This window comes from Halomonas sp. ISL-56, from assembly GCF_018612805.1.
Taxonomy (GTDB): domain Bacteria; phylum Pseudomonadota; class Gammaproteobacteria; order Pseudomonadales; family Halomonadaceae; genus Vreelandella.
On sequence record NZ_JAGGRO010000020.1, the window covers coordinates 1 to 22,395 of the forward strand.

The following is a 22,395-nucleotide window of genomic DNA, read 5'->3' on the forward strand; positions in this document are numbered from 1 at the left end:
GGTATACAATCTAGATTGGGATAGCCACCGCTACCTGGAGTGCTTCTTTGCCATTCCGATGATTGGTGCGGTAATGCACACGGTGAACATTCGCCTAGCCCCGGAACAAATTCTTTATACGATGGAGCACGCAGAAGACGCTTTTGTGATCGTGCACGAAGAGTTTGTGCCGCTGCTTGAGCCGCTGGCCGATAAGCTACCTGGAGTGCGGGGCTACCTGCTGTGTCAGGAGGCCTCGCAAACAATCGGTACCTCGCTGTCACTGGTGGGCGAATTTGAAGAGCTATTAAGCCAGCAGCCTACGCACTACGATTTCCCTACTTTTGATGAAAACGCCGTTGCCACGCTGTTCTACACCACCGGTACGACGGGTAACCCCAAAGGGGTTTTCTTCACCCATCGCCAGTTGGTGCTGCATACCTTGGGCGAGGCGAGCGCTTTTCAGGCCCCCGGTTTTGAGCTGCTCAACCGCGACAAAGTGTATATGCCCATTACCCCCATGTTTCACGTTCACGCCTGGGGGGTGCCCTATACCGCCACGCTGATGGGGGCTACCCAGGTCTATCCTGGTCGCTACGAGCCAGAAATGCTGGTCAAGCTATTGGTTAGCGAGAAAGTTGATTTTTCCCACTGCGTGCCAACGTTGCTCAACATGGTGGTTAGCGCCGAAGCGATTGCCTCAAAGCAGGTCGATCTCTCCGGCTGGAAAGTGTTGGTGGGCGGTAGTGCGTTAACCCAAGCGCTGGCAAGCAAAGCATGGGCACTGGGGATTGATACCCGCAGTGCTTACGGTATGTCGGAAACCTGCCCGCTACTCACCGCCGATATTCTACCGCGGGATATTGGTGACGCTGATTTTGAGACCCAGCTACCCTGGCGCTGTAAAGCGGGCCTGCCAATTCCGCTGGTCAAGTTGCAGGTGGTTGACGCGGACGGCGAGCCGCTCCCCAATGATGGCAAAAGCGTTGGTGAAGTGCGTGTTCAAGCGCCCTGGCTGACCCAGGCTTACTACAAAGAGGAGAAGCGCAGTGCGGAGCTGTGGCGTAACGGCTGGCTGCATACCGGAGATGTGGGCTCACTCGATGAGCGAGGTTTTTTGACCATTAGCGACCGCATTAAAGACGTGATTAAAACCGGTGGCGAGTGGCTTTCGTCGTTAGAGCTAGAGAGTTATATAAGTCAGTGCCCAGGCATTGCCGAAGTGGCGGTGATTGGGGTGGCGGACGATAAGTGGGGGGAGCGACCGGCCGCGCTAGCCGTTCCTGTTGATCTAAACAACCCACCGACGACGGAAACCGTGCAGGCGTTTCTAGAGCAGTTTGTCGCTCAGGGCAAACTCAACCGCTGGGCGATTCCCAGCATGATTCGTTTCGTCGATGAGATACCCAAAACTAGCGTGGGCAAGCTGGATAAAAAACGTATTCGCACCGAAATCTAGCGGCATCAATTAACTCTGCCCGCCGTACGCGCTTTTCGATACGCGGCGGGCGAGTTGCCCGTCCAGGTTTTGAAAGCTCGGCTAAAACAGGCTAGATCCTCAAAGCTCAACGCTTCTGCAATGTTGACAAGGGGCTTCTCACTGCAGGTGAGCGCCTGAATAGCGACATCGCGGCGGTACTCATCCTTGACCGCTTGAAAGTGGGTGCCCTCCCTTTTTAAATGCCGTGCCAGCGTGCGTGCAGACATATGTAGCGCGTCAGCGGCGCTATGCACCGTACCTGCCGTCAATAAATGGCGTGAAAGGTGTTCCCGCACCCGGTGAGTGAGCAGGCGATCGGCAAACGACACATAGAACCAGTCCGCCGGGGCACGTTTGAGAAAAGCGCCCAGGTGCTTCTTGGTTTGTCGGATAGGGTGATCAAGCAATCCGCGATCAATATAGATGGCGGTTTGTGGTTGATCAAAGCGAACCGTGCCGGGGTAAAAGTAGAGATAGTCAGCGCTGTGAGGCGGCTGGGCGTAAGCGCACTCCATCAAAATGGGCGGTATCTTACGCGCAATCATCCACGACGCGATGCCATGAAACAGCTTGAGCATTAGCTCATGGATTAAAATGCGGCTGCCCGCCAACGGTGCATTCTCCACCAGTGCCATGCGGGCCAAGTCACATTCAAGGGTAAACGCATAGCCAAAATCATCGAGCAGAATACGAAAAAACTGCGTATAGCGATGCAGTGCCACCTGCAGGTTGGGTGCATCCAGCATGCTTAAACACAGCAGTTTTAGGGTGCCACCACGCAGCGGGCGGGAGAAAAAACCGGGTGTTTCGTCATCCAGTTCGTTAACTAAACCGCGATAGAGCTCGGCAAACTGCTCAACAGTGACACGACCATTAGGCGCTGAAAGTAAAAAGGGCGAGATTCCCGCCCGTTCCAGGTAACGGGTAGGCGACGTATCGCTGTCCGGTAACCCTTTAAACAGCTCGTTTACAAAATACATCGAGACGGTCACCGTCACTGTCAGCCCGCCTTTGAAAAAGTGTCTTTTAATCGGGTTATTTTACGTGCTGGGAAAACGTTACCACGCTGCTGGTCTCTGCTCCATACGGTTCAGTGCTACAACGTTCCCCCTCCCGGCGCGCTCATGCGTTACACTGTGCGCCTCACGATTAAGGAGGACACCGCGTGACCCTGTTACGACTCGAACAGCTGCAACTCGCCTACGGCACCCATGTATTACTCAATCGCGCCGACCTAACGGTTGAAAAAGGCGAGCGGCTAGCGCTGATCGGGCGCAACGGCACCGGTAAGTCCACGCTGTTAAAATTGGTGGCAGGGGATATCCTGCCCGACGATGGCTCAATCTGGCGCGCACCAGGCCTTAAAATAGGCGTTTTGTCTCAAGAGTTACCTGAGTCATCTGGCCTGACGATTTTCGATATGGTGGCTCAAGGCCTGCCGGAAGCCGGAGAGCTGCTCTCCGAGTACGACCACCTTATCAATGATCCCGACCCCGATATGGATCGCATGGCGACCCTGCAAACCCGCTTGGAAGCTATCGATGGTTGGTCGTATCACCAACGCATTGATACCGTGCTTACACGCCTAGGATTGCCCCCCGCAGCAGAAATGAACTCGCTCTCCGGCGGTTGGCGCCGCCGTGTGGCGCTGGCTCGCGCTTTGGTCGCTGAACCTGATCTTTTACTGCTTGATGAGCCCACCAACCATTTGGATTTAGACACTATCGCCTGGTTGGAAGAGCAGCTACTGGCCTTTAACGGTGCGGTACTGCTGATTACCCACGATAGGGCTTTTCTCTCCAAGCTAGCGACCAATATTCTGGAGTTGGATCGAGGCCAGCTAGGGCGATACCCCGGCAAGTACGTTGAGTATCAGGCCCGCAAGCAGCACGAGCTGGAAGTAGAGGCGCGGGAGAACGCCGAATTCGATAAAAAACTCGCCCAGGAAGAGGCTTGGATTCGTCAGGGTGTTAAAGCTCGACGTACTCGCAACGAAGGGCGTGTAAGGGCGCTCGAAGCAATGCGTAACGAACGCAGCCAGCGTCGCGAGCGCCAGGGTAATGCCAACCTGACAGTCGATCGCGGCGAGCGCACCGGCAAACGTGTGGTAGAGCTGCAAGGCGTCACCCAGCGGTTTGGCGATGACGTGATCCTGCGCGATATTAACCTTGAAGTGCTGCGCGGCGACCGTATTGGCTTTCTAGGCCGCAATGGCGCGGGCAAGACAACCCTGCTGAAAATCCTGCTGGGCGAGTTGGAACCCAGTGAAGGCAAGGTGCAGATGGGTACCAATCTAAAAGTGGCCTATTTTGACCAGTTGCGCGCAGGGCTCGAACTGGAAAAAACGGTTTATGACAACGTTGCGCAAGGTAGCGACCGCGTCAGCGTGGGCGGAAAAGACCGCCATGTAATGAGCTACCTGCAGGATTTTCTGTTCACGCCCGAGCGGGTACGCCAGCCGGTAAAAGCGCTTTCCGGCGGCGAGTCCAACCGTTTGCTGCTAGCCAAGCTGTTTACCCAGCCAGCTAACGTGCTGGTGCTCGATGAGCCGACCAACGACCTTGATATGGAAACCCTGGAGCTGCTTGAAGAGCTGCTGCTTGATTTCGATGGCACGCTGCTGTTGGTCTCCCACGACCGAACCTTTATGGACAACGTGGTCACGAGCATGCTCGCCTTTGAAGGCGAGGGCGTGGTGCGTGAGTACGTGGGTGGCTACACCGACTGGATTCGCCAGGGTGGCAAGCTGCCACCGGCACCTTGGGAAGGCGCGGCGCGTCAGCGTACCGAGCCTACTTCTGAAGTGCCCAAAAAGGTCGCTGAAGCACCGGCTACGCCAGCGAAAAAGAGCGTCAAACTCTCTTACAATGTGCAACGTGAGTTAGATGCACTGCCCGCCGAAATCGAGCGTCTTGAGGGGGAAGTCGAGGCGTTAGAAAGTGAAATCGGTGACCCAACGTTTTATCAGCAGGATGCTGACGCCGTGAAGGCTAAGCTACAAACGCTTGAAAAAGTGCAAAAGGCGTTAGAAGTCGCCATGGAGCGCTGGATGGAGCTGGAAGCGATGGCTGCAGGTGAGTAAGCTTGAAAACGTTAAAAGGCGCCGTATGGGCGCCTTTTTTGTAAGCGATATAACGCAGTAGTTTATTCGTCGCTCTTTTCGCCTTTCTTGCCCACGCGTACTGCGAGTACGTCGCATTGGGCGCCGTGCAGCACACCGGTAGAGGTTGAGCCCAACAGCAGGGCAAAGCCATGGCGGCCATGGGAGCCCACTACGATCAAGTCCACATCGTGGTCTTCGGCAAAACGGTGGATTTCGGTATCGGGCATACCAACGACAACGTGCTGATCGGCTTCGGCAATATGTGGGGCGGCAATTTCCGCCAAGCGTTTTTTAGCGTGCTCATCCAGCTGGTCTTGGATGCTGGTCAAGTCCATGGGGATATCGCCACCGTAAGCAAACCCAAGCGGTTCCAGGGTATGCATAATGGAGATTTTGGCTTGTTCGTTACGTTCAGAGATCGCAACGGCACGTTCCAGAATTTTGTGGGAGTCTTTGGTTAGGTCAACGGCAACTAAAATATGGTGATAGCTCATGGCGTATCTCCTTGGCATGGATAGCACTGGTTAACAAAGAAAAAAGCGCTTTGTTCAATGACCTTTACTTTAGATGGCGTGTCCTTTTTTAACAATAGCCAGAGTTTTAACAATGACTTGGGTCAAAACACCGATCTGAGTCATGTCCTTTAGAATAGTGCATACAGTGTGGCTCATGTGGAGGTAAATGTAGAGATGGATTGGTTTATTATAGTCTTTATTCTGATGTTAGTGATTGCGCCCGTGATGTGGCTAAAGCCCAGCCCGCGCCAAAAGCGCCAACAGGCGCTACGTTCACAAATCTCAAATCAAGGCGTCAGCATCAAACTGGAAAAGCCGCCGCTGCACCATTTTAGAGGCACTATGCCCGCCTACCGTTGGCACTTTCCCCAGGAAGGGCCAGGCCCGGATTTTCTGCTGGTAAGAGACAGCAATGCCAGCGAGGCTTTAGAACCCTATTACGCAGGTTGGCGCTGGCGAATAGCTCCTTTGCGCACGCTGCCCAAGGATGCCGCGATACCCTTAAAAGCACTGCTTGAGCGCTTACCCCAGGACGCGCTGGTAGTACAATCAACGCCTTATGCGCTGACGCTTTGGTGGTGGGAGTCGCAAACCGCGGAGCGATTCGCGACCTATCTACCCGAATTTCATCAACTGCGCGATGCCCTGCGTGGCCACGCCGACCAGCCTTTCAGCCAGCCGTTAAAGGGCACTGAGCAGGTGTTGCCCAAAGCCAGTGATCATGAAGCCGGGCTGTCTTGATCGCGTGCTTGTATGGCCAATCCATTTGCTTCGATCACCGCTAACCAGTCGTTGAGTTGCTCAAGGTTCTCCTCGCTTAAGCCAGCGAACATCTCCTTGCGCGCCTGTTGGGCAACGTTATCAATCTGTTCCAACAGCGGCATCGCGGCTGGGGTAAGATAAATACGCTTGCTGCGGCGGTCATTGTCGCAGGCTCGGCGCTCAACCAGGCCTTGTTCCTCAAGCTGGCCAAGGGTGCGCACCAGCGAGGGCGCCTCAACACCAATAACGCGGGCGAGGTCGCACTGCGGGTGACCTTCGCCCAGACGCCACAGGTGATACAGCGTCACCCAGCGTGTTTGGGTTAAACCCAACGGCGCCAAACGCCGATCCAAGATGGAGCGCCATAAATGGGGCAAGCGTGCGATGCGAAATCCAATCGTTGAAGCCATAGGTAACTAGCTGCCAATAAATGTGAGTAGGCGAATTGTCATAAGCTGCGCCGCTGAATGCAAGGCGCATAACAATTCAATCTTCCGGCCGCGCTTCTTCATTATTAGGTCGACCAGGCACAAATCGCCGTAAGTTTAATCCACTTAGTCCGCTGGCGCGTATCTCTCCATCCGCTACGGAAGCTTGCTGGCTGTCGTCTGATACTTCAAAACGTATCAGTCCTAGCCTTTGTCCACTGCCCGTCATGATATCGATGCGCCAATCCCCAGCCGGATTTTCAGGGAAGTTTTGTTTGTGACTCCATGCGCGGTATCCCTCCTCGCGTCCGCCGTTGATATTGAGTTCCACAACGTCCATTGGCTCACCATTATGATGCCAAGCATGGGTAATAGTTTCACTTAACCCCCGCGGTGCCCGAATAGCGGTATACACATAAAGGCCATTCTCGCTAATGGCTTGAGGCGTTAGCGTCATTGAGCCCTGAGGGAGGCGTTGATCAACATCAAACGCAGGCGAGAGAGCGCTACTCGTCATCCATAAGCTGGCGGGAGGAACCCAAATGCGTCCAAGCCAAGCCCCATAGGCTAGTAGCAGCGTCAAGACAAAAAAAGCGCACCAGCGTTTGAGCGAGCGCTGCTTAAGCAAGTGCCAAAAACTTGGCAGGGCTAGCAAAATGGTGATTCCCAGGGCCAGTAGCAGACTTTGGCCGGTGGTGAGATGCACCATGATGGGTAGCGTGACCAGTAGTACCAGGAAAACGCACTGGGCATGAAAAACAAAATAGAGACTGCGCCAGCGCTCTGCAACTTTGAAGTAGAGCGGATCGATTATAGATAGCAGCGCCATGCCGCCCACCAACAGCGCAAACAGCGTTTGTCCGCTATTCCAAACGGTGGTGACTAAAATAAACGGCAGGGTGAAGAAAAGTGTTTCCTGGTGAATCATCTGCGCAATAAAGTTGGTCACGCCTCGTGGGGGGGTGGGGTGCCCACGTCGTGACAACCAGCGGCTGATCAAACCTTCGGAAAGTAATAGTGCCCAGGCGAACAGCAGTCCCAATGCTAATGCAGCGCCTAACCACTGTTGGCGATCGACCAGAAAGAAGCTGCCTAAACCGGCAGCGAACGCCATGGGGGGCCACAGCCAGCTCCACGGCTTTAGCCGTTCGACAATGCTTTCAATACGCCGCTGAACGGCCTCAATGCGCGATGGCGTGAGCAGTGCGCCCATAACAAGGTAACCTACAAAATTAAAAGAAGCGTGATCCTAGCAGTATGAACGCACGCAGGGGAGTGCTGGTCTCAATAGATGGGTGAATTAGGGTTTTTACGAAAAGTCGGCGAGCGAAGACTAGACAAGGCAAAAATACGAAAAAAGGACCGGGCTCGCGTTCGAGTTTACGGGTTGTAGATGAGCATTTTGAGGCGATTTTTAACGTCGTATAGTCGAGCGCAGGCAGTTTTCGTACAAACCCTAGCCAAAAGTCTGGGCTTGACGTTGCAAGGCAACTCAACCAAGCTAAGGTAATCAAACGACCGTATGAAAGTCGTGTAAAAGCCGTATGAGAAACGTGGCGGGTTCTCTTTTGAGAGCCAGCCCGAAAATGTGGAGAGAACGCGGATGATTTATCAAGGCAACGCCATCACGGTGACACATCGTGACACCCCGAGTGGCAATGATATTGCACTGCTCACTTTCGACCTGAAAGATGAGTCGGTTAACAAGCTCTCCAGCGCTGTGGTAGCAGAGCTCGGCGAGGCAGTGAAGGCCATTCAAGCCGAAAACGGCTTAAAGGGCTTATTGATTGCGAGCGGTAAAGATGTGTTTATCGTGGGCGCCGATATCACCGAGTTTCACGGCATGTTCTCCAAGGGTGAGGGGCAGATTGCCGAGATGCTTGAGCAGGTGCACGGTATCTTCAATGCCATTGAGGATCTGCCGTTCCCCACCGTTACTGCTATCAACGGCTTGGCGCTGGGAGGCGGCTGCGAAGTGTTGCTGACCACCGATTTTCGCGTAATGGGCGAGAAAGCCAAGATTGGACTGCCAGAAACCAAACTTGGCATTCTGCCCGGCTGGGGCGGCTGTGTTCGCCTGCCGCGCATTATCGGCGCCGATAACGCCATCGAGTGGATTGCCGGTGGCACCGAGAACCGTGCCGATGCCGCGCTAAAAGTGGGCGCTGTTGATGCAGTAGTAGCAGCCGAGCAGTTGGAAGAGGCCGCGCTGGATATTCTCGACCGTGCCAACGCCGGTGAGCTGGATTATCAAGCCCGTCGTGCTGAAAAGACCAGCCCACTGAAGCTCAACCCTATTGAGCAGATGATGGCCTTTGAAACCGCTAAGGGCTATGTCGCTGGTAAAGCAGGCCCCCATTACCCTGCGCCGGTTGAAGCGATCAAAGTGATCCAAAAAGGCGCGGGTGAAGAGCGTGGCCGCGCCCAGGCAATTGAAGCCAAAGCTTTCGCCAAGCTGGCGCTGAGCAGCGTAGCGTTTAACTTGGTGGGCCTGTTCCTAAACGACCAAGTGGTCAAGAAAAAAGCCGGTAAATATGAGAAGCAGGCCCAGCCGGTGAAACAAACCGCGGTGCTGGGTGCGGGCATTATGGGCGGCGGTATTGCTTACCAGAGCGCGTCGAAAGGCACCCCGATCCTGATGAAAGATATCAAGGACGACGCTATCGAGCTGGGTCTGAAAGAAGCCCGTAAGCTTTTTGCCAAGCAGGTAGAGCGCAACAAGCTGACCACCGAACAGATGGCGGAAAAGCTGACCAATATTCGCCCCACGCTCTCTTACGGTGATTTTGGCAACGTTGACCTGGTCGTCGAAGCGGTGGTTGAAAACCCCAAGGTTAAAGATGCCGTGCTGACCGAAGTGGAAGGTATGGTGAGTGAAAATACCATTCTCACCTCTAACACTTCGACGATTTCCATCAATCGCTTGGCGCAAAACCTCAAACGGCCCGAGAACTTCTGCGGTATGCACTTCTTTAACCCCGTGCACCGTATGCCCCTGGTGGAAGTCATTCGTGGCGAGAAAACCTCGGATGCCGCCGTTGCTGCTACCGTGGCCTACGCGCGAGCAATGGGTAAAACGCCGATCGTGGTTAACGACTGCCCCGGTTTCTTGGTCAACCGGGTATTGTTCCCTTACTTTGGCGGCTTTAGTTTCTTAGTTGAGCAGGGCGCTGACTTCCAGCGCGTTGATAAAGTGATGGAAAAGTTCGGCTGGCCCATGGGCCCGGCTTACCTGCTGGACGTGGTTGGCCTGGATACCGCGGTTCACGCTAATGAGGTGATGGCTGAAGGCTTCCCTGATCGTATGGCCCGCGAGGGTAAAACCGCCATTCAGGTCATGTACGACAATGAGCGTTTAGGTCAGAAGAACGATAAGGGCTTTTACGCCTACGAAGAGGACAAGAAGGGTAAGCCTAAGAAAGTGACCGATGAGGTCGCATACGCGCTGGTCAAAGAAGTGGTGAAGGAGCAAAAAGAGTTTTCCGACGAGGACATCATCGCGCGCATGATGGTGCCGCTGTGCTTGGAAACCGTACGTTGCCTGGAAGATGGCATCGTAGCTACCCCTGCTGAAGCCGATATGGCGCTGATTTATGGCATTGGCTTCCCGCCTTTCCGCGGTGGTGCGCTGCGTTACATCGACGCCATGGGCGTGGCTGAGTTCGTTAAGCTAGCAGAAGGCTTGGCCGACGAGCTGGGGCCGCTTTACGCGCCTACCGATAAGCTGCGTCAGATGGCTCAAAACAACGAGCAATTCTATTCCAGCAACAATTCTGCTACCCAGGCCTAACCACCACGCACAGGAGAAATATGATGAGTTTGAATCCAAGAGATATTGTGGTGGTTGACGGTGTTCGTACCGCCATGGCGAAAGCCAAGAATGGTGCTTTTCGCAACGTTCGCGCCGAGAATCTTTCTGCTGCCACCATGCAGGCGCTGTTTGACCGTAACCCTAACCTGGATCCCTCAGAAGTTGATGATGTGATCTGGGGCTGTGTCAACCAGACGCTCGAGCAGTCGATGAACATTGCCCGCAATGCGGCGATCATGACCGGCATTCCCCGCTCGGTGCCTGCGCAAACCGTTAACCGTTTGTGTGGCTCTTCGATGACGGCACTGCATATCGCCGCTGCTAATATCAAAGCGGGTATGGGCGACTTCTTTATCATCGGCGGCGTTGAGCACATGGAGCACGTCCCCATGGCCCACGGCGTTGACGTAAACCCGGCCGCCAGCAAATATGCAGCCAAAGCGGCGATGATGATGGGCCTGACCGCTGAACTGCTGGGTAAAATGCACGGCGTGTCCCGGGAAGAGCAGGATAAGTTTGGCGTGCGCTCTCACCAGCGTGCCCAGGCGGCGATGGAGAAGGGCTACTTTGACAACGAAATTATCGGTGTTGAAGGCCACGATCAGCGCGGCTTCAGGGTGATGGTTCAGCGTGATGAGGTTATCCGCCCTGATTCAACCCTGGAGTCTATGGCGAGCCTCAAGCCGGTATTTGACCCGCGTAACGGTACTGTGACCGCGGGTACGTCCTCGGCACTTTCCGTGGGAGCTTCGGCGATGGCGGTGATGAGCTACGAGCGCGCTCAAGCGTTGGGCTTAGAACCTATTGCACGAGTGCTTTCGACCGGTGTGGCAGGCTGCGATGCGTCCATTATGGGCTATGGCCCGGTGCCCGCGTCTAAGAAAGCGTTGAAGATCGCCGGTCTCTCCGCGGCGGATATCCAAACCGTTGAACTCAATGAAGCCTTTGCCGCACAGGGTATCCCGGTGCTGAAAGATCTCGGCTTCCTGGATGCAATGGATGACAAAGTGAACCTCAATGGTGGCGCGATTGCCCTCGGCCACCCGCTGGGCTGTTCGGGGTCGCGTATCTGCACCACGCTGCTTAACGTTATGCAGCAGCGCGATACCACCCTGGGCTTGGCGACCATGTGTATTGGTATGGGGCAGGGCGTTGCGACGGTGTTTGAACGCTTGAAATAATCACCTCGTTTTTCCCAGTTCCACTCAGTACCAGAAAACGGCATCCCTAGGGGTGCCGTTTTTAGCTGTTAAGCAGAAAGCATGTGAAAAGCCGCTATTCAGATTGAAACGCCGAGCGGTGGAAATCTGCTGCGGCTTGGACTTCGGCAATGCCGCAGGTATCAGGTACCGGCACAGTGTTGCCTGCTAGCACCGAAAGTACGGCTCTGGTGCCGTTGGCCAAGGATTCCAGGTTGTAGCCGCCCTCTAAGACAAACACCAAACGACCGTCGCAATGCTGTTCGGCTAGCTGTTGTAAAAAACCGGTTAAAGCGCCAAACCCTTGATAGGAGACATTCAGCGCTAAATCGTGCCAGTGGGGGTCAAAGCCGGCAGAAACCAAAATAATATCGGGCTTAAACCAAGCCGCAGCCGGGGCGAGGATGTCGTGAAATGCCTTCAGAAAAGCCTCATCGCCAGCCCCGGCGGGAAGCGGTACGTTGATGGTGGTGCCTTCAGCTAAACCAGCGCCCACTTCTTCCAGGTGGCCAGAGCCAGGGTAGAAGGGGGCGGCGCGGTGGATATCGAAAAACATCACGTCGGGCTCTGCCCAAAAGATATCCTGGGTGCCGTTGCCGTGATGGGCGTCCCAATCGACGATCAGCACCCGTTCGCAGCCCAGCGCGCTGCGAGCATGGGCCGCTGCCACCGCGACGTTATTGAATAAGCAGAAGCCTCTGGCACGAACGGGTTCGGCGTGGTGCCCCGGTGGGCGTACCAGGGCAAAGGCGCTTTTAGCGCGTTTCTCCATCACCGCCTCTACGGCGGCAATGGCCGTTCCGGCGGCGACTTCGGCGGCATCTACGCTTCCCGGTGAGACCGCCGTAGTGTCGACATCCAACCAGGCATTTTTGCCGCGCAAACTGAAAATATCGCTTAGATAAGAAGTGGTATGCACTCGAGCGAGTTGTTCATGGGTGGCCGCTTTACCTCCTTCAGTTTGCAGACCCGCGATGGGTGCTCGCGCCAGCAGCTGTTGAATAGCTCTTAATCTGCCTGGGTGTTCAGGGTATTTCCACGGCACCGGGAGTCCTGCTAGCAGGTGTCGAATGCGCTTATCGATCCGTTGAGGTAAAAAGTCGGCATCGATGTTGGGTTCGTGAGCGAGAACGCGATCATCATAGAAGGCAATGACATTATGCATAATAGCTACCTAGTGTATGTGCGTTGAGTAACCGCAGTAATGCCAGCAAGGCACTGTAATCTTTCAATCGCACAGTGAGCACGACATGCTTAGCTACAGTAAGGCAGGCTAGTCGTGGTTATACAATGCCACTCTCAACACTAAACGCTAGCGTCATGCTGAGTTCTTCTACCTGTTCTGCAAACGAGGGCTGCCACTCGCCGCGCAAAATGAGCGGTGGCTGTACCCATCGCCAGCGAAGGCCAGTAATAATGCTCTCCACTGCGCGCTGGGTGCCCGTGCCGTCATGCCCTGCGCGAATATAAAGTGCGCAGAGCAACCCCTGCTTTTCTTCAAGTACAGGATAGTAGCTGCGATCAAAAAAATCCTTCAGCGCGCCGCTCATATACGCCAGGTTTTCCGTGGTGCCGAGCAGAACCGCATCGCAGGCCAGCACATCGTCAGGGCCCGCTTCCAGGGGGGCTTTGACCACGCAGTGCACCTGCTCAAGATCAGGGTGGCTAGCGCCTCGGTACGCAGCCTCGCGTAGGGAGAGCGTATTTGCTGAAGGGGCGTGAGCGACAATTAACAGCTGTTTTTTGAACTCAGATGTCATGGCAGTGGCCTAAATGAGGAGTCAATATCCGAAAGGTTGCACCCAACGTTGAAAATGCCACACTGATTCAGTGACGTTAACTAGTGAGGCTATATGCCCAGCAAGCCATCGATCAATGTCTTTTACGATGCCCAGTGCCCGCTGTGCCGCCAAGAGCGTCACCGCTATGAACGCTGGTCGGGACGTCATGCTGATGATATTGGCTGGCTTGATGTGAGCGAACATCATCAGGCGCTGCGGGAAAAGGGCGTTGCCCCTGACACAGCGCTGCGTTCTCTGCATATTGAAACCGCGCAGGGCCAACTGATAGAGGGTATCGATGCTTACCGCCTGCTAATGGCGCGTATCCCCTTGCTGGTGCCGGTCGCCTGGGTCATTGGTCTACCGGTAATTAAACCAGGATTGCGAAAGCTATATGATGTTTGGGTAAAGCGCCGCCTGCAGAAACAGGGGAGGTGGCCCACTTAGTATTCTTGCAAAGGTCTCAAAGTCTAGACTGTGTGCGAAACACTCATTAGATAAACCAAGGAGAGAAGCATGGCATTTGCACTTTCATCAATGAAGGTTACCAGCCCAGCGTTTGCTGATCATCAAGCGATCCCTTCTAAACATACGGGAGAGGGCGAAGATGTTTCGCCAGCGCTTGCTTGGCAGGGCGCGCCCGAAGGAACTAAAGGGTTTGCGGTGATCTGCCACGACCCTGACGCTCCGCTGGTCAAGGAAGGCAGCTACGGCTTTGTACACTGGGTGCTTTATAACCTGCCTGGTGATGTTCAAGAATTAACCGAAAAGAGCGCTGTGGGTACTGTCGGCGCTAACGATAAAGGCGATACAGGGTATTGTGGCCCGATGCCGCCAGAAGGGCACGGTAAGCACCTTTACTACTTTTGGGTGCTGGCGCTGGATCACCAAACCTCGCTGCCTGAAGGACTTACGCTGGCTGAACTGCTCAAAGAGGTAGAGCCTCACCTGCTGGGCATGAACCGTTTGGTGGGCACTTACCAGCGCGATTGATCTAGCCTCTGGCTGGACATTTTGCGTAACCCGTGTAGGCTCCATCGCTTTCTTAGACCTTGTATTAGTCTTATTTAATAGCCATGTGATGGAGCCGTTTGATGAGTGATCTGCCTAACTGTCCTGCCTGTGCCTCTGAATTTAGCTACGATGATGGGCTGCAGTATGTCTGCCCAGAATGCGGCCATGAGTGGTCAAAGGTAGCAGAAGAGCAGGGCGCTGATGATGCTTCGGGCGTACGTGATGCCAATGGCAATATGTTGGTCGACGGCGATAGTGTCACGGTGATAAAAGATTTGAAGGTTAAGGGCAGTTCCCTGGTAGTTAAAGTGGGTACCAAAGTAAAAAGCATCCGCTTGGTGGACGGCGATCACGATATCGACTGCAAAATTGACGGTATCGGCCCCATGAAGCTCAAATCGGAGTTTGTTAAGAAAGCTTAAAGCCAGTGCAGGTAGTCAAAAAAATAGCCCCCTGGCTTTAGCCAGGGGGCTATTTGCTTATCTACCGCCAGATATTAGTTACGCAGTGGCATTAATCTGCGTGCCTACGCTACCGCTGGTGGCCAACTGAGCCTCTGCAGCGCCGTCCATTAGTGCCGTTATCTGTGCTGCTTGTCCATCTAACGCTTCTTTAAAAACGCTGAACTGAGCCTCTTGGACGGCTTGTGCATGCCTCATATCCAGCGTTGCGTTTACCATATTGTTGACTGCTGCATCCATAGTCTTCCTCCTCTAAATATCGCGATGCCTCACACAGTAGAGGCACCTAATACTCTTTGACGCTAGCAGAGGCGGCTCGTCAATGCAAAGCAGGCGATACCCACAGTAATAGCTTTTTTAAATGATAATGATTGCTGTTTTTGATGTGATCAGCGGCGAACGTGCTGTTATTTTGCGTAAATTGCTATCCATTTTGCTCTAGGGCTTCACATCAAATTTATACAGGACTAAAATGGTACTCAATTGACGCGGCAACCATTTGGTTAGCTGCGTACTGATGACATAAAGGGAGTCGACATGCTTAAGCTTTCTCGGCTGACAGACTATGCCGCGGTGGTTATGGCGCAAATTGCCCGCCACCCCGAGGCGTCGCATGCAGCGACAGAGTTAGCTGAGGCCGTGCAGTTGCCCCATCCGACGGTGAGTAAAACGCTCAAAATGCTGGTGCGGGCAGGACTGCTGGTTTCCCAGCGCGGTGCCCAAGGGGGTTACCGCCTTGCCCGGCCCGCATCGCAGATCACCGCCGCCGATATTATTGCGGCGATTGAAGGCCCCGTCGCCATGACCGAGTGCAGCCAGGCAGAAGGCGATTGTGAGCTTGTGGCTACCTGCGGTGTGGCCGACAACTGGCAAAGGGTCTCACTGGCCATGCGCACGCTGCTTGAAAGTGTGACGCTGGCGCATTTAGCCGATACAGCGCCGATTAAGCTGCCGGTGCAACTGCCTATTCAAACGATCAGCCTGTCGGCAGCGTCTGCATAACAGCAGCGTAAGCACAGCAGGCCCTATTTATTATTAAAGGCGATGACCTCGCCACCCAACTGCCCGGAGGGTATCACCATGGCAAGCGAAGAAATGGAACAGTTGGTTCGTCGCGAATACAAAGATGGCTTTGTAACCGATATTGAGAGCGACACCCTGCCACCTGGCCTGGATGAAAACACCATCGCCTTTATCTCTAACAAGAAAGGCGAACCGGAGTGGATGCTGGAGTGGCGCCTGGATGCCTACCGCCAGTGGCTGAAGATGGAAGCCCCTTCCTGGGCGCATCTGGACTATCCGCCGATTGATTACCAATCGATTTCGTATTTCAGTGCGCCGAAGCGTCCAGAAGATCGCCCCCAGAGCCTGGATGAAGTGGATCCTAAGCTGCTGGAAACCTACGAAAAGCTGGGAATTCCGCTGCACGAGCGTGCCGCGTTGGCAGGCGTTGCCGTCGATGCGGTATTCGACTCCGTTTCAGTCGCCACCACCTTCAAAAAGCAGCTTGGCGAAGCAGGCGTGATTTTCTGCTCCATCTCCGAGGCTATCCGCGACTACCCAGAGCTGATCAAACAGTATTTGGGCACCGTGGTTCCTGTGGCAGACAACTACTTCGCGGCGCTGAACTCCGCCGTGTTTACTGATGGTTCCTTTGTGTTCGTGCCGGAAGGCGTGACCTGCCCAATGGAGCTGTCCACTTACTTCCGCATTAACGCGGCCAACACTGGCCAGTTTGAGCGCACGCTAATTATTTGTGAAAGCCGTGCCCAGGTCTCCTACCTGGAAGGCTGTACCGCGCCGATGCGCGACGAGAATCAGCTCCACGCCGCAGTAGTAGAGCTTGTCGCCTTAGACGATGCTTACATCAAATACTCTACCGTTCAGAACTGGTATCCCGGTGACGAGAATGGAGTTGGCGGTATCTATAACTTTGTGACTAAGCGCGGCGATTGCCGTGGTGACCGTTCACGGATTAGCTGGACCCAGGTAGAGACCGGCTCGGCGATTACCTGGAAGTACCCCTCCTGCGTACTGCGCGGCAAAGACAGTATCGGTGAGTTCTACTCTGTAGCGGTGACCAACGGTCGCCAACAGGCCGATACCGGCACCAAGATGATCCATATTGGCGAAGGCACACGCTCGTATATCGTCGCCAAAGGTATCTCCGCCGGTCGCAGCGATCAGTCCTATCGTGGTCTGGTGAAAATCGGCCCACGGGCCAAAGGGGCGCGTAACTTTACCCAGTGCGACTCATTGCTGATCGGCGATAAGTGCGGTGCGCATACCTTCCCTTATCAGGAAATTGGCAACAGCACGGCGACCATTGAGCACGAAGCGACCACCTCAAAAATCGGTGAAGACCAGCTGTTCTATTGCCAGAGCCGCGGTATCTCCGAAGAGGACGCCGTCAGCATGATTGTTAACGGCTTCTGTAAAGACGTCTTCCAAGAGCTGCCCATGGAGTTCGCCGTTGAAGCCGAGGCGCTGCTCAATGTGACCCTGGAAGGCGCGGTCGGCTAACCGCTGGTCATTTATTTTACTTAATTATATTAGCGTCGCCGTAGCGACTCGCCAGAATCAGAAGGTAATCAATATGTTGCAAGTGAATGATTTACACGTCTCCGTCGAAGGTAATGAAATCCTCAAAGGCCTTACCCTGACCATCAAGGCAGGGGAAGTGCACGCCATTATGGGGCCAAACGGCGCGGGTAAATCGACGCTATCCGCGGTCATCGCCGGTAAAGATGGCTACGAAGTCACCCAAGGCACGATTACCTTTGAAGGCAAAGACGTGCTCGAGATGGAGATTGAAGAGCGCGCCCAGGCCGGTTTACTACTGGGTTTCCAGTACCCGGTGGAGATTCCAGGGGTAAAAAACATCTACCTGCTAAAGGCTGCGCTTAATGCCCAGCGCGTAGCCCGCGGTGAAGGCGAAATGCCCGCACCGGAGTTTATGAAACTGGTCAAAGAGAAGCTGGGCTTCATGAAAATGGATGCCAGCTTCCTTCAGCGCGCCGTTAACGAAGGTTTCTCTGGCGGTGAGAAAAAGCGCAACGAGATCCTGCAAATGCTGGTGCTGCAGCCGAAGCTCGCCATGCTGGATGAGATCGATTCGGGTTTGGATATCGATGCCATGAAGGTCGTCGCCGATGGCGTTAACAGCCTGCGCGCTGAAGACCGGGCCATTCTGCTGGTGACTCACTATCAGCGCCTGCTGGATTACATCGTGCCGGATAAGGTTCATGTCCTGGTCGATGGCCGTATCGTTAAAACTGGCGACGCTGAGCTTGCGAAGCAGCTGGAAGCCAACGGATACGAAGGTATCGAGGAGTCTGTGGCATGAGCGATACGCAAACCTTTTTAGATACGCTGAAGGCGCGCAGCTCGAACTACACGGCGGAGCCCACCTGGATCGCTGCGCGCCGCCAGGCGGGCGCTGCGCGTTTTGAAGCGCTGGGTTTCCCCACTCGTCGTGACGAAGAGTGGAAGTACACCGATGTGCGCTCGATCGCCCAGGGTAACTTTGCCCTCGCCGACAACGCCGAGTTCTCCCAGGCCAGCGCCGCGGCACTCACGCTGCCGATTGATGCTTACCGCCTGACGTTTGTGGATGGCGTTTTCTCATCGGCGCTTTCGGATGTGGATTCACTGCCGTCAAGCGTTCAAGTGTTACCGCTTTCCAAAGCGCTAGCAGAGAACCACGAAGCCGTGGGTGGCCCGTTGGGGCGTTTAACCGGGGTCGATTTTTCGCCCTTCGCCGCGCTAAACACCGCCTTTATGGAAGAGGGCGCCGTGGTTCGCATTGCCCCAGGAACCGTGGTTGAAAAACCTATCCTGCTGCAGTTTCTGTCCCGTGCGGGCGAGCCGGTAATGTGTCACCCGCGAGTGCTGGTGGAAGCTGGGGGTCGCAGCGAAGCTACAGTGATTGAGCACTACACCGGCGAAAGCGAGGCGACTAACTTCACCAACGTAGTTGGCGAGCTGATGCTTGATCGTGGCGCTATTCTGGCCCACTACAAGCTGCAGGAAGCGCCGCTGGGTGATATGCACGTGGCAAGCATCCACGTCGAGCAAAGCCGCGATACCCGCTATACCTCCTACAACCTGAGCTTGGGCGGCGCGCTGGTGCGCAACGACCTGATCAGCGATTTGAACGGCCAGGGTGCAGAAACCAACTTCCTGGGGCTGTTCTTTGGTCAGGGTCGTCAGCACGTCGATAACCACACCAAGGTAAACCACAATGCGCCGCTGACGTTCTCCAATGAGAACTACAAGGGCATTCTGGATGACCGCGCCCACGGGGTGTTTAACGGCAAGGTGTACGTCAAGCGCGATAGTCAGAAGATTGAAGGTTTCCAGAGCAATCAAAACCTACTGCTATCGGATCGCGCCCACATCGATGCCAAGCCCGAGCTTGAGATCTACGCGGATGACGTCAAGTGCTCACACGGCACCACCACGGGTCAGTTAGACGAAGAGGCGATCTACGCGCTGCGTACTCGCGGTATTGATGAAGCCACTGCCCGTGGGCTGCTAACGCTCGCTTTTGCTGGCGAGGTGTTGGACAAAGTGACTCTGGATGCAATTGCCGAGCGTGTTGAGTTAGCGGTCGCTGGCAAACTGCCCGAGCGCTTCAATCTTGCCGGACTTGTCGAAACGTCTGTCTCACTTAACGACTAGCGCCACTATCCAATCAGGAGCGTCTGATGCCACATTCCGTTATTGAGCCAACGCCTAGCCCTTTGCAAAATAGCCCTTTACAAACAAGCCCTTTACAAACAAGCCCTTTGCAAGCGAGCCCTGAACAGGCGACTTTTGATGTTATGCGCTTGCGCCAGGACTTTCCGGTGCTGGCCCGTGAGGTGCATGGCAAACCGCTGATCTATTTAGACAACGCGGCAACCAGCCAGACACCTCAGCAGGTGATTGATGTGTTTAGCGATTACTACTCGCGCTATAACGCCAACATTCACCGTGGGTTGCATACCCTAGCCGATGAGGCGACGGCGGCGTTTGAAGGCACGCGGCAACGGGTTAAGGCGTTCCTTAATGCGGAAGATGCGCGTCAGATCATCTTTACCCGTGGCACCACCGAAGCGATTAATCTGGTCGTTCATAGCTGGGGGCGTACAAACCTTGCTCCCGGTGATGAAGTGCTGATTTCCATGCTTGAGCACCACTCCAACATTGTGCCCTGGCAACTGCTGGCCGCCGAGATTGGCTTTACCATCAAGGTGATTCCCGTTGAGGCCAACGGCGCCCTGGATATGGCCGCTTACCGCGAGCTGCTGAGTGAGCGCACTAAGCTGGTGGCGGTTAACCATGTCTCTAACGCCCTGGGTACCGTTAACCCAGTGCAAGAAATGGCAACGCTCGCCCATCAGCAGGGTGCGCTGATTCTGATTGATGGCGCTCAGGCAGCACCGCACCAAGTGGTTGATGTGCAGGCCATCGACGCCGACTTCTATGCTTTCTCAGGCCATAAAGTGTATGGCCCCACCGGCGTTGGCGTGCTTTACGGCAAGCAGGCGCTGCTTGAAGCCATGCCGCCCTGGCAGGGCGGTGGGGAGATGATCCGCACTGTCTCCTTTGACGCGGGTACTACTTTCGCCGCTATTCCGCATAAGTTTGAAGCGGGCACGCCCGCTATTGCAGAGGTGATTGCCCTGGGCCGTGCCCTTGAGTGGATGGAGAGCACGGGTATCGCCGCCATCGGCACCTGGGAAGGGCAACTGCTTGACCACGCGACTCAGGCCGTTGGCCAAATCGATGGCCTGCGTATTTTAGGCACCGCGCCGCAAAAAACAGGGGTATTATCCTTTGTGGTGGAGGGGGCTCACGCGCAAGATATCGGCCTGCTGATCGATCAGCTCGGCGTTGCTATTCGCACCGGCCACCACTGTGCACAGCCGTTATTGCATCACTTCGGGGTCGACGCGACGTGCCGTGCGTCATTTGCGGCGTATAATACCCTTGATGAAGTGGATCGCTTTGTTGAAGCACTCCAGCGTGTCATTGGTATGGTGCGTTAAGGTCGGTTCTGTAAGGATCGTCATTTAAGGACAGTTATGGATTTTGAGCAAGTTGCCAGCCTCGAACGTGGCCAACAGTTGCCGCTCCAGCGCGATGTGGAGGCCATTGCCATTCCGTTTGGTAGTACGGAAACACTGGCTGAAGATAGCGTTGTTAGCGTTATGCAGGCGAAAGGCAGTACGGTAAGCGTTGGCTTCGAGGGGCGACTCTACCTGATAGAAGGGAGCAACCTGGATGCCCTGGGGCTTGAGCCGCTACCACGCCCTACGTTGCCCGAAACGGCTAGCGAGGAAGAAATCGAGCAGTTCGTGTGGGAACAGCTACGTACCTGCTTTGATCCGGAGATCCCGGTCAATATCGTTGATCTGGGTTTGGTTTATGGTTGCCGCATCGAGCGCCTTATCAGCGGTGAGCGGCTTGTGACTATTCGCATGACGCTGACGGCGCCCGGCTGTGGGATGGGCGATGTAATCGCGGCAGATGCGCGCAATAAGATTCTCGGTGCGCCGCAGATCAGTAAAGTGCACACCGAAATACTCTTCAGCCCGCCCTGGAGCCGTGACATGATGAGTGACGAGGCCAAGCTTGAACTCGGCATGTTTTAGGCCTGCCGGGTTAAGCCCGGCTGGGGAGCTGGATGTATAACGCGTTATTGACGTGGTCGAAGCGTTTTTTAATGTCGCTAGGAGCGCTATTGCTGCTGGCGACATTGCTGTTTATGGGTGGCAATTTTTGGGTGCTAGCGACGACCGCCGCTTATATTGAGCGTCAGCCGCAGCAGTGTCGCCCGGCAGAGGTGGGAATTGTCTTTGGCACGTCTCACTGGACACGAGGAGGAGGGCGGAACCCTCACTTTCACGCGCGTATGCGAACCGCGGCTACTTTAATCGAACAGTCCCAAGTCGAGCATCTTTTGCTTTCAGGGGATAATCGTACCCAAGCTTATAACGAGCCACGGGCAATGTGGCGCGAGCTGCATCGACGCGGGGTCGCCTCTGAACAGTTGACCATGGATTTTGCAGGCTTTAGTACCTACGATACGCTAGCGCGTGCCCGGGATGTCTTCCAGTTGGAGAAAGCTCTGTTGATCACTCAGAGCTGGCATCTTCCCCGCGCGGTCTATATTGGTCGTGAACTAGGTATCGATGTCACTGGCTGTGTGGCGGATGACCCTACGGTAACGGTAGGATGGCGTTTAAAACTGCGCGAATGGGCAGCGCGCGTAGCTACCCTAGGCGATCTCTATATATGGGGGAGGGAGCCCTATTTTCTCGGTACCCCCGAGCCCATCGAGCTGCCCCGGCGGGCGCCCATCGACCTTATTCTGCCTTCGCTAAACGAGCGCTTTGCAGCTCCTTAACGATGCGTTTTGCGTTTCTGCAGCGCATATAGCTCGCGGATAAGCTTACGGCACCCCTGCATACACTCCTCTACCACCGGTTCGATCGGATCAGGTAGTGGATGGGTATACAACGAGGAGAGCGCCTGCATTAATACACGCTCTTGCTCCAACAGCTCATTGATTAGCACTTGGCTATCGTTGCCGACAAAGCTTTTTAGACGGCTCCACAGCCATAAAAAATCATCGCGCTCAACGTCCGCATCCCGGGGCAGCATTTTCAAATGCGCACGGGCAAGCTCCTGCAACTGGCGCATCTGCTTAAGCCGTGCAGCATAGTGCGGCTTTAAAGCGTCACGCAGCGAGGGGCGCAGGCGTTCAATATTGTCTTGGAAATAATCAATGCTATCGGCCAGCGCTTCCAATACGCTGTCCATCGCCACTTGGCGATTATCGAGAAACATGAGCGTCTACCTCCTTCGGTGAC

Annotated in this window: 23 protein-coding genes; 15 read left to right on the forward strand and 8 right to left on the reverse strand. The window is 54.9% G+C overall.

What is annotated here, in order from left to right:
* Positions 1 to 1,438: fatty acid--CoA ligase (locus J7J49_RS17050; protein ID WP_215094313.1), on the forward strand; the 1,438-nt coding region annotated here is incomplete at its 5' end.
* Positions 1,439 to 1,443: 5 nt separating this feature from the next.
* Here the strand turns inward: J7J49_RS17050 and J7J49_RS17055 are convergent.
* Positions 1,444 to 2,457 (reverse strand): AraC family transcriptional regulator, encoded by a 1,014-nt coding sequence (locus J7J49_RS17055; protein ID WP_215094315.1) that lies wholly within the window; start codon positions 2,455 to 2,457, stop codon positions 1,444 to 1,446.
* Positions 2,458 to 2,624: 167 nt separating this feature from the next.
* On the opposite strand from J7J49_RS17055, the gene J7J49_RS17060 reads away from it, so the two are divergent.
* A complete protein-coding gene (locus J7J49_RS17060; protein WP_215094317.1) occupies positions 2,625 to 4,541 on the forward strand; it encodes an ATP-binding cassette domain-containing protein in 1,917 nt (638 codons plus the stop codon).
* Between the two features lie 62 nt (positions 4,542 to 4,603).
* Here J7J49_RS17060 and J7J49_RS17065 read toward each other — a convergent pair whose 3' ends face one another.
* Positions 4,604 to 5,056 carry a universal stress protein gene (locus J7J49_RS17065; RefSeq protein ID WP_064233212.1) on the reverse strand — a complete coding sequence of 151 codons (453 nt, stop codon included), beginning with the start codon at positions 5,054 to 5,056 and terminating at the stop codon, positions 4,604 to 4,606.
* A 195-nt stretch (positions 5,057 to 5,251) separates the two neighbouring features.
* Here J7J49_RS17065 and J7J49_RS17070 point away from each other — a divergent pair, with 195 nt between their 5' ends.
* Entirely contained in the window at positions 5,252 to 5,818 is a 567-nt protein-coding gene (locus J7J49_RS17070; RefSeq protein WP_064233213.1) for a hypothetical protein, read from the forward strand.
* Here J7J49_RS17070 and slyA read toward each other — a convergent pair.
* Positions 5,797 to 6,249 carry a transcriptional regulator SlyA gene (gene slyA / locus J7J49_RS17075; RefSeq protein ID WP_035580313.1) on the reverse strand — a complete coding sequence of 151 codons (453 nt, stop codon included), beginning with the start codon at positions 6,247 to 6,249 and terminating at the stop codon, positions 5,797 to 5,799. The two genes, J7J49_RS17070 and slyA, sit on opposite strands and share 22 nt — an antisense overlap.
* A gap of 76 nt (positions 6,250 to 6,325) precedes the next feature.
* Positions 6,326 to 7,480 carry a DUF5924 family protein gene (locus tag J7J49_RS17080; RefSeq protein ID WP_064233215.1) on the reverse strand — a complete coding sequence of 385 codons (1,155 nt, stop codon included), beginning with the start codon at positions 7,478 to 7,480 and terminating at the stop codon, positions 6,326 to 6,328.
* A gap of 390 nt (positions 7,481 to 7,870) precedes the next feature.
* Here J7J49_RS17080 and fadB point away from each other — a divergent pair, with 390 nt between their 5' ends.
* Positions 7,871 to 10,057, forward strand: a complete 2,187-nt coding sequence (fadB, locus tag J7J49_RS17085; protein ID WP_215094319.1) for a fatty acid oxidation complex subunit alpha FadB — start codon at positions 7,871 to 7,873, stop codon at positions 10,055 to 10,057.
* A 23-nt stretch (positions 10,058 to 10,080) separates the two neighbouring features.
* Positions 10,081 to 11,259: an acetyl-CoA C-acyltransferase FadA gene (gene fadA, locus J7J49_RS17090; protein WP_251048384.1), complete on the forward strand. Its 1,179-nt coding sequence runs from the start codon at positions 10,081 to 10,083 to the stop codon at positions 11,257 to 11,259.
* A gap of 94 nt (positions 11,260 to 11,353) precedes the next feature.
* Here the strand turns inward: fadA and J7J49_RS17095 are convergent, their stop codons facing one another.
* Entirely contained in the window at positions 11,354 to 12,442 is a 1,089-nt protein-coding gene (locus J7J49_RS17095; RefSeq protein ID WP_064233218.1) for a histone deacetylase family protein, read from the reverse strand.
* Positions 12,443 to 12,560: 118 nt separating this feature from the next.
* Positions 12,561 to 13,037: a flavodoxin family protein gene (locus tag J7J49_RS17100; protein ID WP_215094323.1), complete on the reverse strand. Its 477-nt coding sequence runs from the start codon at positions 13,035 to 13,037 to the stop codon at positions 12,561 to 12,563.
* A 93-nt stretch (positions 13,038 to 13,130) separates the two neighbouring features.
* Here J7J49_RS17100 and J7J49_RS17105 point away from each other — a divergent pair, with 93 nt between their 5' ends.
* The 3 genes from J7J49_RS17105 (at position 13,131) to J7J49_RS17115 (ending at position 14,494) form a co-directional block, all read left to right on the forward strand.
* Entirely contained in the window at positions 13,131 to 13,505 is a 375-nt protein-coding gene (locus J7J49_RS17105) for a thiol-disulfide oxidoreductase DCC family protein (protein ID WP_064233220.1), read from the forward strand.
* A 69-nt stretch (positions 13,506 to 13,574) separates the two neighbouring features.
* Positions 13,575 to 14,051: a YbhB/YbcL family Raf kinase inhibitor-like protein gene (locus tag J7J49_RS17110; protein ID WP_215094325.1), complete on the forward strand. Its 477-nt coding sequence runs from the start codon at positions 13,575 to 13,577 to the stop codon at positions 14,049 to 14,051.
* 101 nt (positions 14,052 to 14,152) lie between these two features.
* Complete coding sequence (locus tag J7J49_RS17115) at positions 14,153 to 14,494, forward strand: zinc ribbon domain-containing protein YjdM (protein ID WP_064233222.1); 342 nt, start codon at positions 14,153 to 14,155, stop codon at positions 14,492 to 14,494.
* Positions 14,495 to 14,572: 78 nt separating this feature from the next.
* Here the strand turns inward: J7J49_RS17115 and J7J49_RS17120 are convergent, their stop codons facing one another.
* Positions 14,573 to 14,773 carry a putative motility protein gene (locus J7J49_RS17120; RefSeq protein ID WP_215094327.1) on the reverse strand — a complete coding sequence of 67 codons (201 nt, stop codon included), beginning with the start codon at positions 14,771 to 14,773 and terminating at the stop codon, positions 14,573 to 14,575.
* A 297-nt stretch (positions 14,774 to 15,070) separates the two neighbouring features.
* On the opposite strand from J7J49_RS17120, the gene J7J49_RS17125 reads away from it, so the two are divergent.
* The 7 genes from J7J49_RS17125 to J7J49_RS17155 all read left to right on the forward strand — a co-directional run bounded on the left by J7J49_RS17125 (position 15,071) and on the right by J7J49_RS17155 (position 21,929).
* Complete coding sequence (locus J7J49_RS17125; RefSeq protein WP_007113117.1) at positions 15,071 to 15,535, forward strand: SUF system Fe-S cluster assembly regulator; 465 nt, start codon at positions 15,071 to 15,073, stop codon at positions 15,533 to 15,535.
* 78 nt (positions 15,536 to 15,613) lie between these two features.
* Entirely contained in the window at positions 15,614 to 17,056 is a 1,443-nt protein-coding gene (gene sufB / locus J7J49_RS17130; RefSeq protein WP_071695926.1) for a Fe-S cluster assembly protein SufB, read from the forward strand.
* Between the two features lie 73 nt (positions 17,057 to 17,129).
* Complete coding sequence (sufC, locus tag J7J49_RS17135; RefSeq protein WP_064233225.1) at positions 17,130 to 17,879, forward strand: Fe-S cluster assembly ATPase SufC; 750 nt, start codon at positions 17,130 to 17,132, stop codon at positions 17,877 to 17,879.
* Positions 17,876 to 19,216 (forward strand): Fe-S cluster assembly protein SufD, encoded by a 1,341-nt coding sequence (sufD, locus tag J7J49_RS17140; protein ID WP_215094329.1) that lies wholly within the window; start codon positions 17,876 to 17,878, stop codon positions 19,214 to 19,216. The genes sufC and sufD overlap by 4 nt, the downstream gene beginning before the upstream one ends.
* 26 nt (positions 19,217 to 19,242) lie before the next feature.
* The gene (locus tag J7J49_RS17145; protein ID WP_215094331.1) at positions 19,243 to 20,568 is read left to right on the forward strand and encodes a cysteine desulfurase; all 1,326 of its coding nucleotides are present in this window, start codon (positions 19,243 to 19,245) and stop codon (positions 20,566 to 20,568) included.
* A 36-nt stretch (positions 20,569 to 20,604) separates the two neighbouring features.
* Positions 20,605 to 21,174, forward strand: a complete 570-nt coding sequence (sufT, locus tag J7J49_RS17150) for a putative Fe-S cluster assembly protein SufT (protein ID WP_064233228.1) — start codon at positions 20,605 to 20,607, stop codon at positions 21,172 to 21,174.
* 32 nt (positions 21,175 to 21,206) lie between these two features.
* Complete coding sequence (locus J7J49_RS17155) at positions 21,207 to 21,929, forward strand: SanA/YdcF family protein (RefSeq protein ID WP_215094333.1); 723 nt, start codon at positions 21,207 to 21,209, stop codon at positions 21,927 to 21,929.
* On the opposite strand, the gene J7J49_RS17160 is transcribed toward J7J49_RS17155, so the two are convergent.
* Positions 21,926 to 22,372, reverse strand: a complete 447-nt coding sequence (locus J7J49_RS17160) for a hypothetical protein (RefSeq protein WP_064233230.1) — start codon at positions 22,370 to 22,372, stop codon at positions 21,926 to 21,928. The two genes, J7J49_RS17155 and J7J49_RS17160, sit on opposite strands and share 4 nt — an antisense overlap.
* Between the last annotated feature and the right edge of the window lie 23 nt (positions 22,373 to 22,395).

What these genes read in the sequence shown, in the direction of transcription:
- sufB (WP_071695926.1), top strand. Translation starts at nt 15,614, where the DNA reads ATGGCAAGCGAAGAAATGGAACAGTTGGTTCGTCGCGAATACAAAGAT.
- sufC (WP_064233225.1), top strand. Translation starts at nt 17,130, where the DNA reads ATGTTGCAAGTGAATGATTTACACGTCTCCGTCGAAGGTAATGAAATC.
- fadA (WP_251048384.1), top strand. Translation starts at nt 10,081, where the DNA reads ATGAGTTTGAATCCAAGAGATATTGTGGTGGTTGACGGTGTTCGTACC.
- J7J49_RS17160 (WP_064233230.1), bottom strand. Translation starts at nt 22,372, where the DNA reads ATGTTTCTCGATAATCGCCAAGTGGCGATGGACAGCGTATTGGAAGCG.
- fadB (WP_215094319.1), top strand. Translation starts at nt 7,871, where the DNA reads ATGATTTATCAAGGCAACGCCATCACGGTGACACATCGTGACACCCCG.
- J7J49_RS17125 (WP_007113117.1), top strand. Translation starts at nt 15,071, where the DNA reads ATGCTTAAGCTTTCTCGGCTGACAGACTATGCCGCGGTGGTTATGGCG.
- J7J49_RS17080 (WP_064233215.1), bottom strand. Translation starts at nt 7,480, where the DNA reads ATGGGCGCACTGCTCACGCCATCGCGCATTGAGGCCGTTCAGCGGCGT.
- J7J49_RS17065 (WP_064233212.1), bottom strand. Translation starts at nt 5,056, where the DNA reads ATGAGCTATCACCATATTTTAGTTGCCGTTGACCTAACCAAAGACTCC.
- J7J49_RS17070 (WP_064233213.1), top strand. Translation starts at nt 5,252, where the DNA reads ATGGATTGGTTTATTATAGTCTTTATTCTGATGTTAGTGATTGCGCCC.
- J7J49_RS17110 (WP_215094325.1), top strand. Translation starts at nt 13,575, where the DNA reads ATGGCATTTGCACTTTCATCAATGAAGGTTACCAGCCCAGCGTTTGCT.
- sufT (WP_064233228.1), top strand. Translation starts at nt 20,605, where the DNA reads ATGGATTTTGAGCAAGTTGCCAGCCTCGAACGTGGCCAACAGTTGCCG.
- sufD (WP_215094329.1), top strand. Translation starts at nt 17,876, where the DNA reads ATGAGCGATACGCAAACCTTTTTAGATACGCTGAAGGCGCGCAGCTCG.
- J7J49_RS17105 (WP_064233220.1), top strand. Translation starts at nt 13,131, where the DNA reads ATGCCCAGCAAGCCATCGATCAATGTCTTTTACGATGCCCAGTGCCCG.
- J7J49_RS17100 (WP_215094323.1), bottom strand. Translation starts at nt 13,037, where the DNA reads ATGACATCTGAGTTCAAAAAACAGCTGTTAATTGTCGCTCACGCCCCT.
- J7J49_RS17095 (WP_064233218.1), bottom strand. Translation starts at nt 12,442, where the DNA reads ATGCATAATGTCATTGCCTTCTATGATGATCGCGTTCTCGCTCACGAA.
- J7J49_RS17145 (WP_215094331.1), top strand. Translation starts at nt 19,243, where the DNA reads ATGCCACATTCCGTTATTGAGCCAACGCCTAGCCCTTTGCAAAATAGC.
- slyA (WP_035580313.1), bottom strand. Translation starts at nt 6,249, where the DNA reads ATGGCTTCAACGATTGGATTTCGCATCGCACGCTTGCCCCATTTATGG.
- J7J49_RS17120 (WP_215094327.1), bottom strand. Translation starts at nt 14,773, where the DNA reads ATGGATGCAGCAGTCAACAATATGGTAAACGCAACGCTGGATATGAGG.
- J7J49_RS17155 (WP_215094333.1), top strand. Translation starts at nt 21,207, where the DNA reads ATGTATAACGCGTTATTGACGTGGTCGAAGCGTTTTTTAATGTCGCTA.
- J7J49_RS17115 (WP_064233222.1), top strand. Translation starts at nt 14,153, where the DNA reads ATGAGTGATCTGCCTAACTGTCCTGCCTGTGCCTCTGAATTTAGCTAC.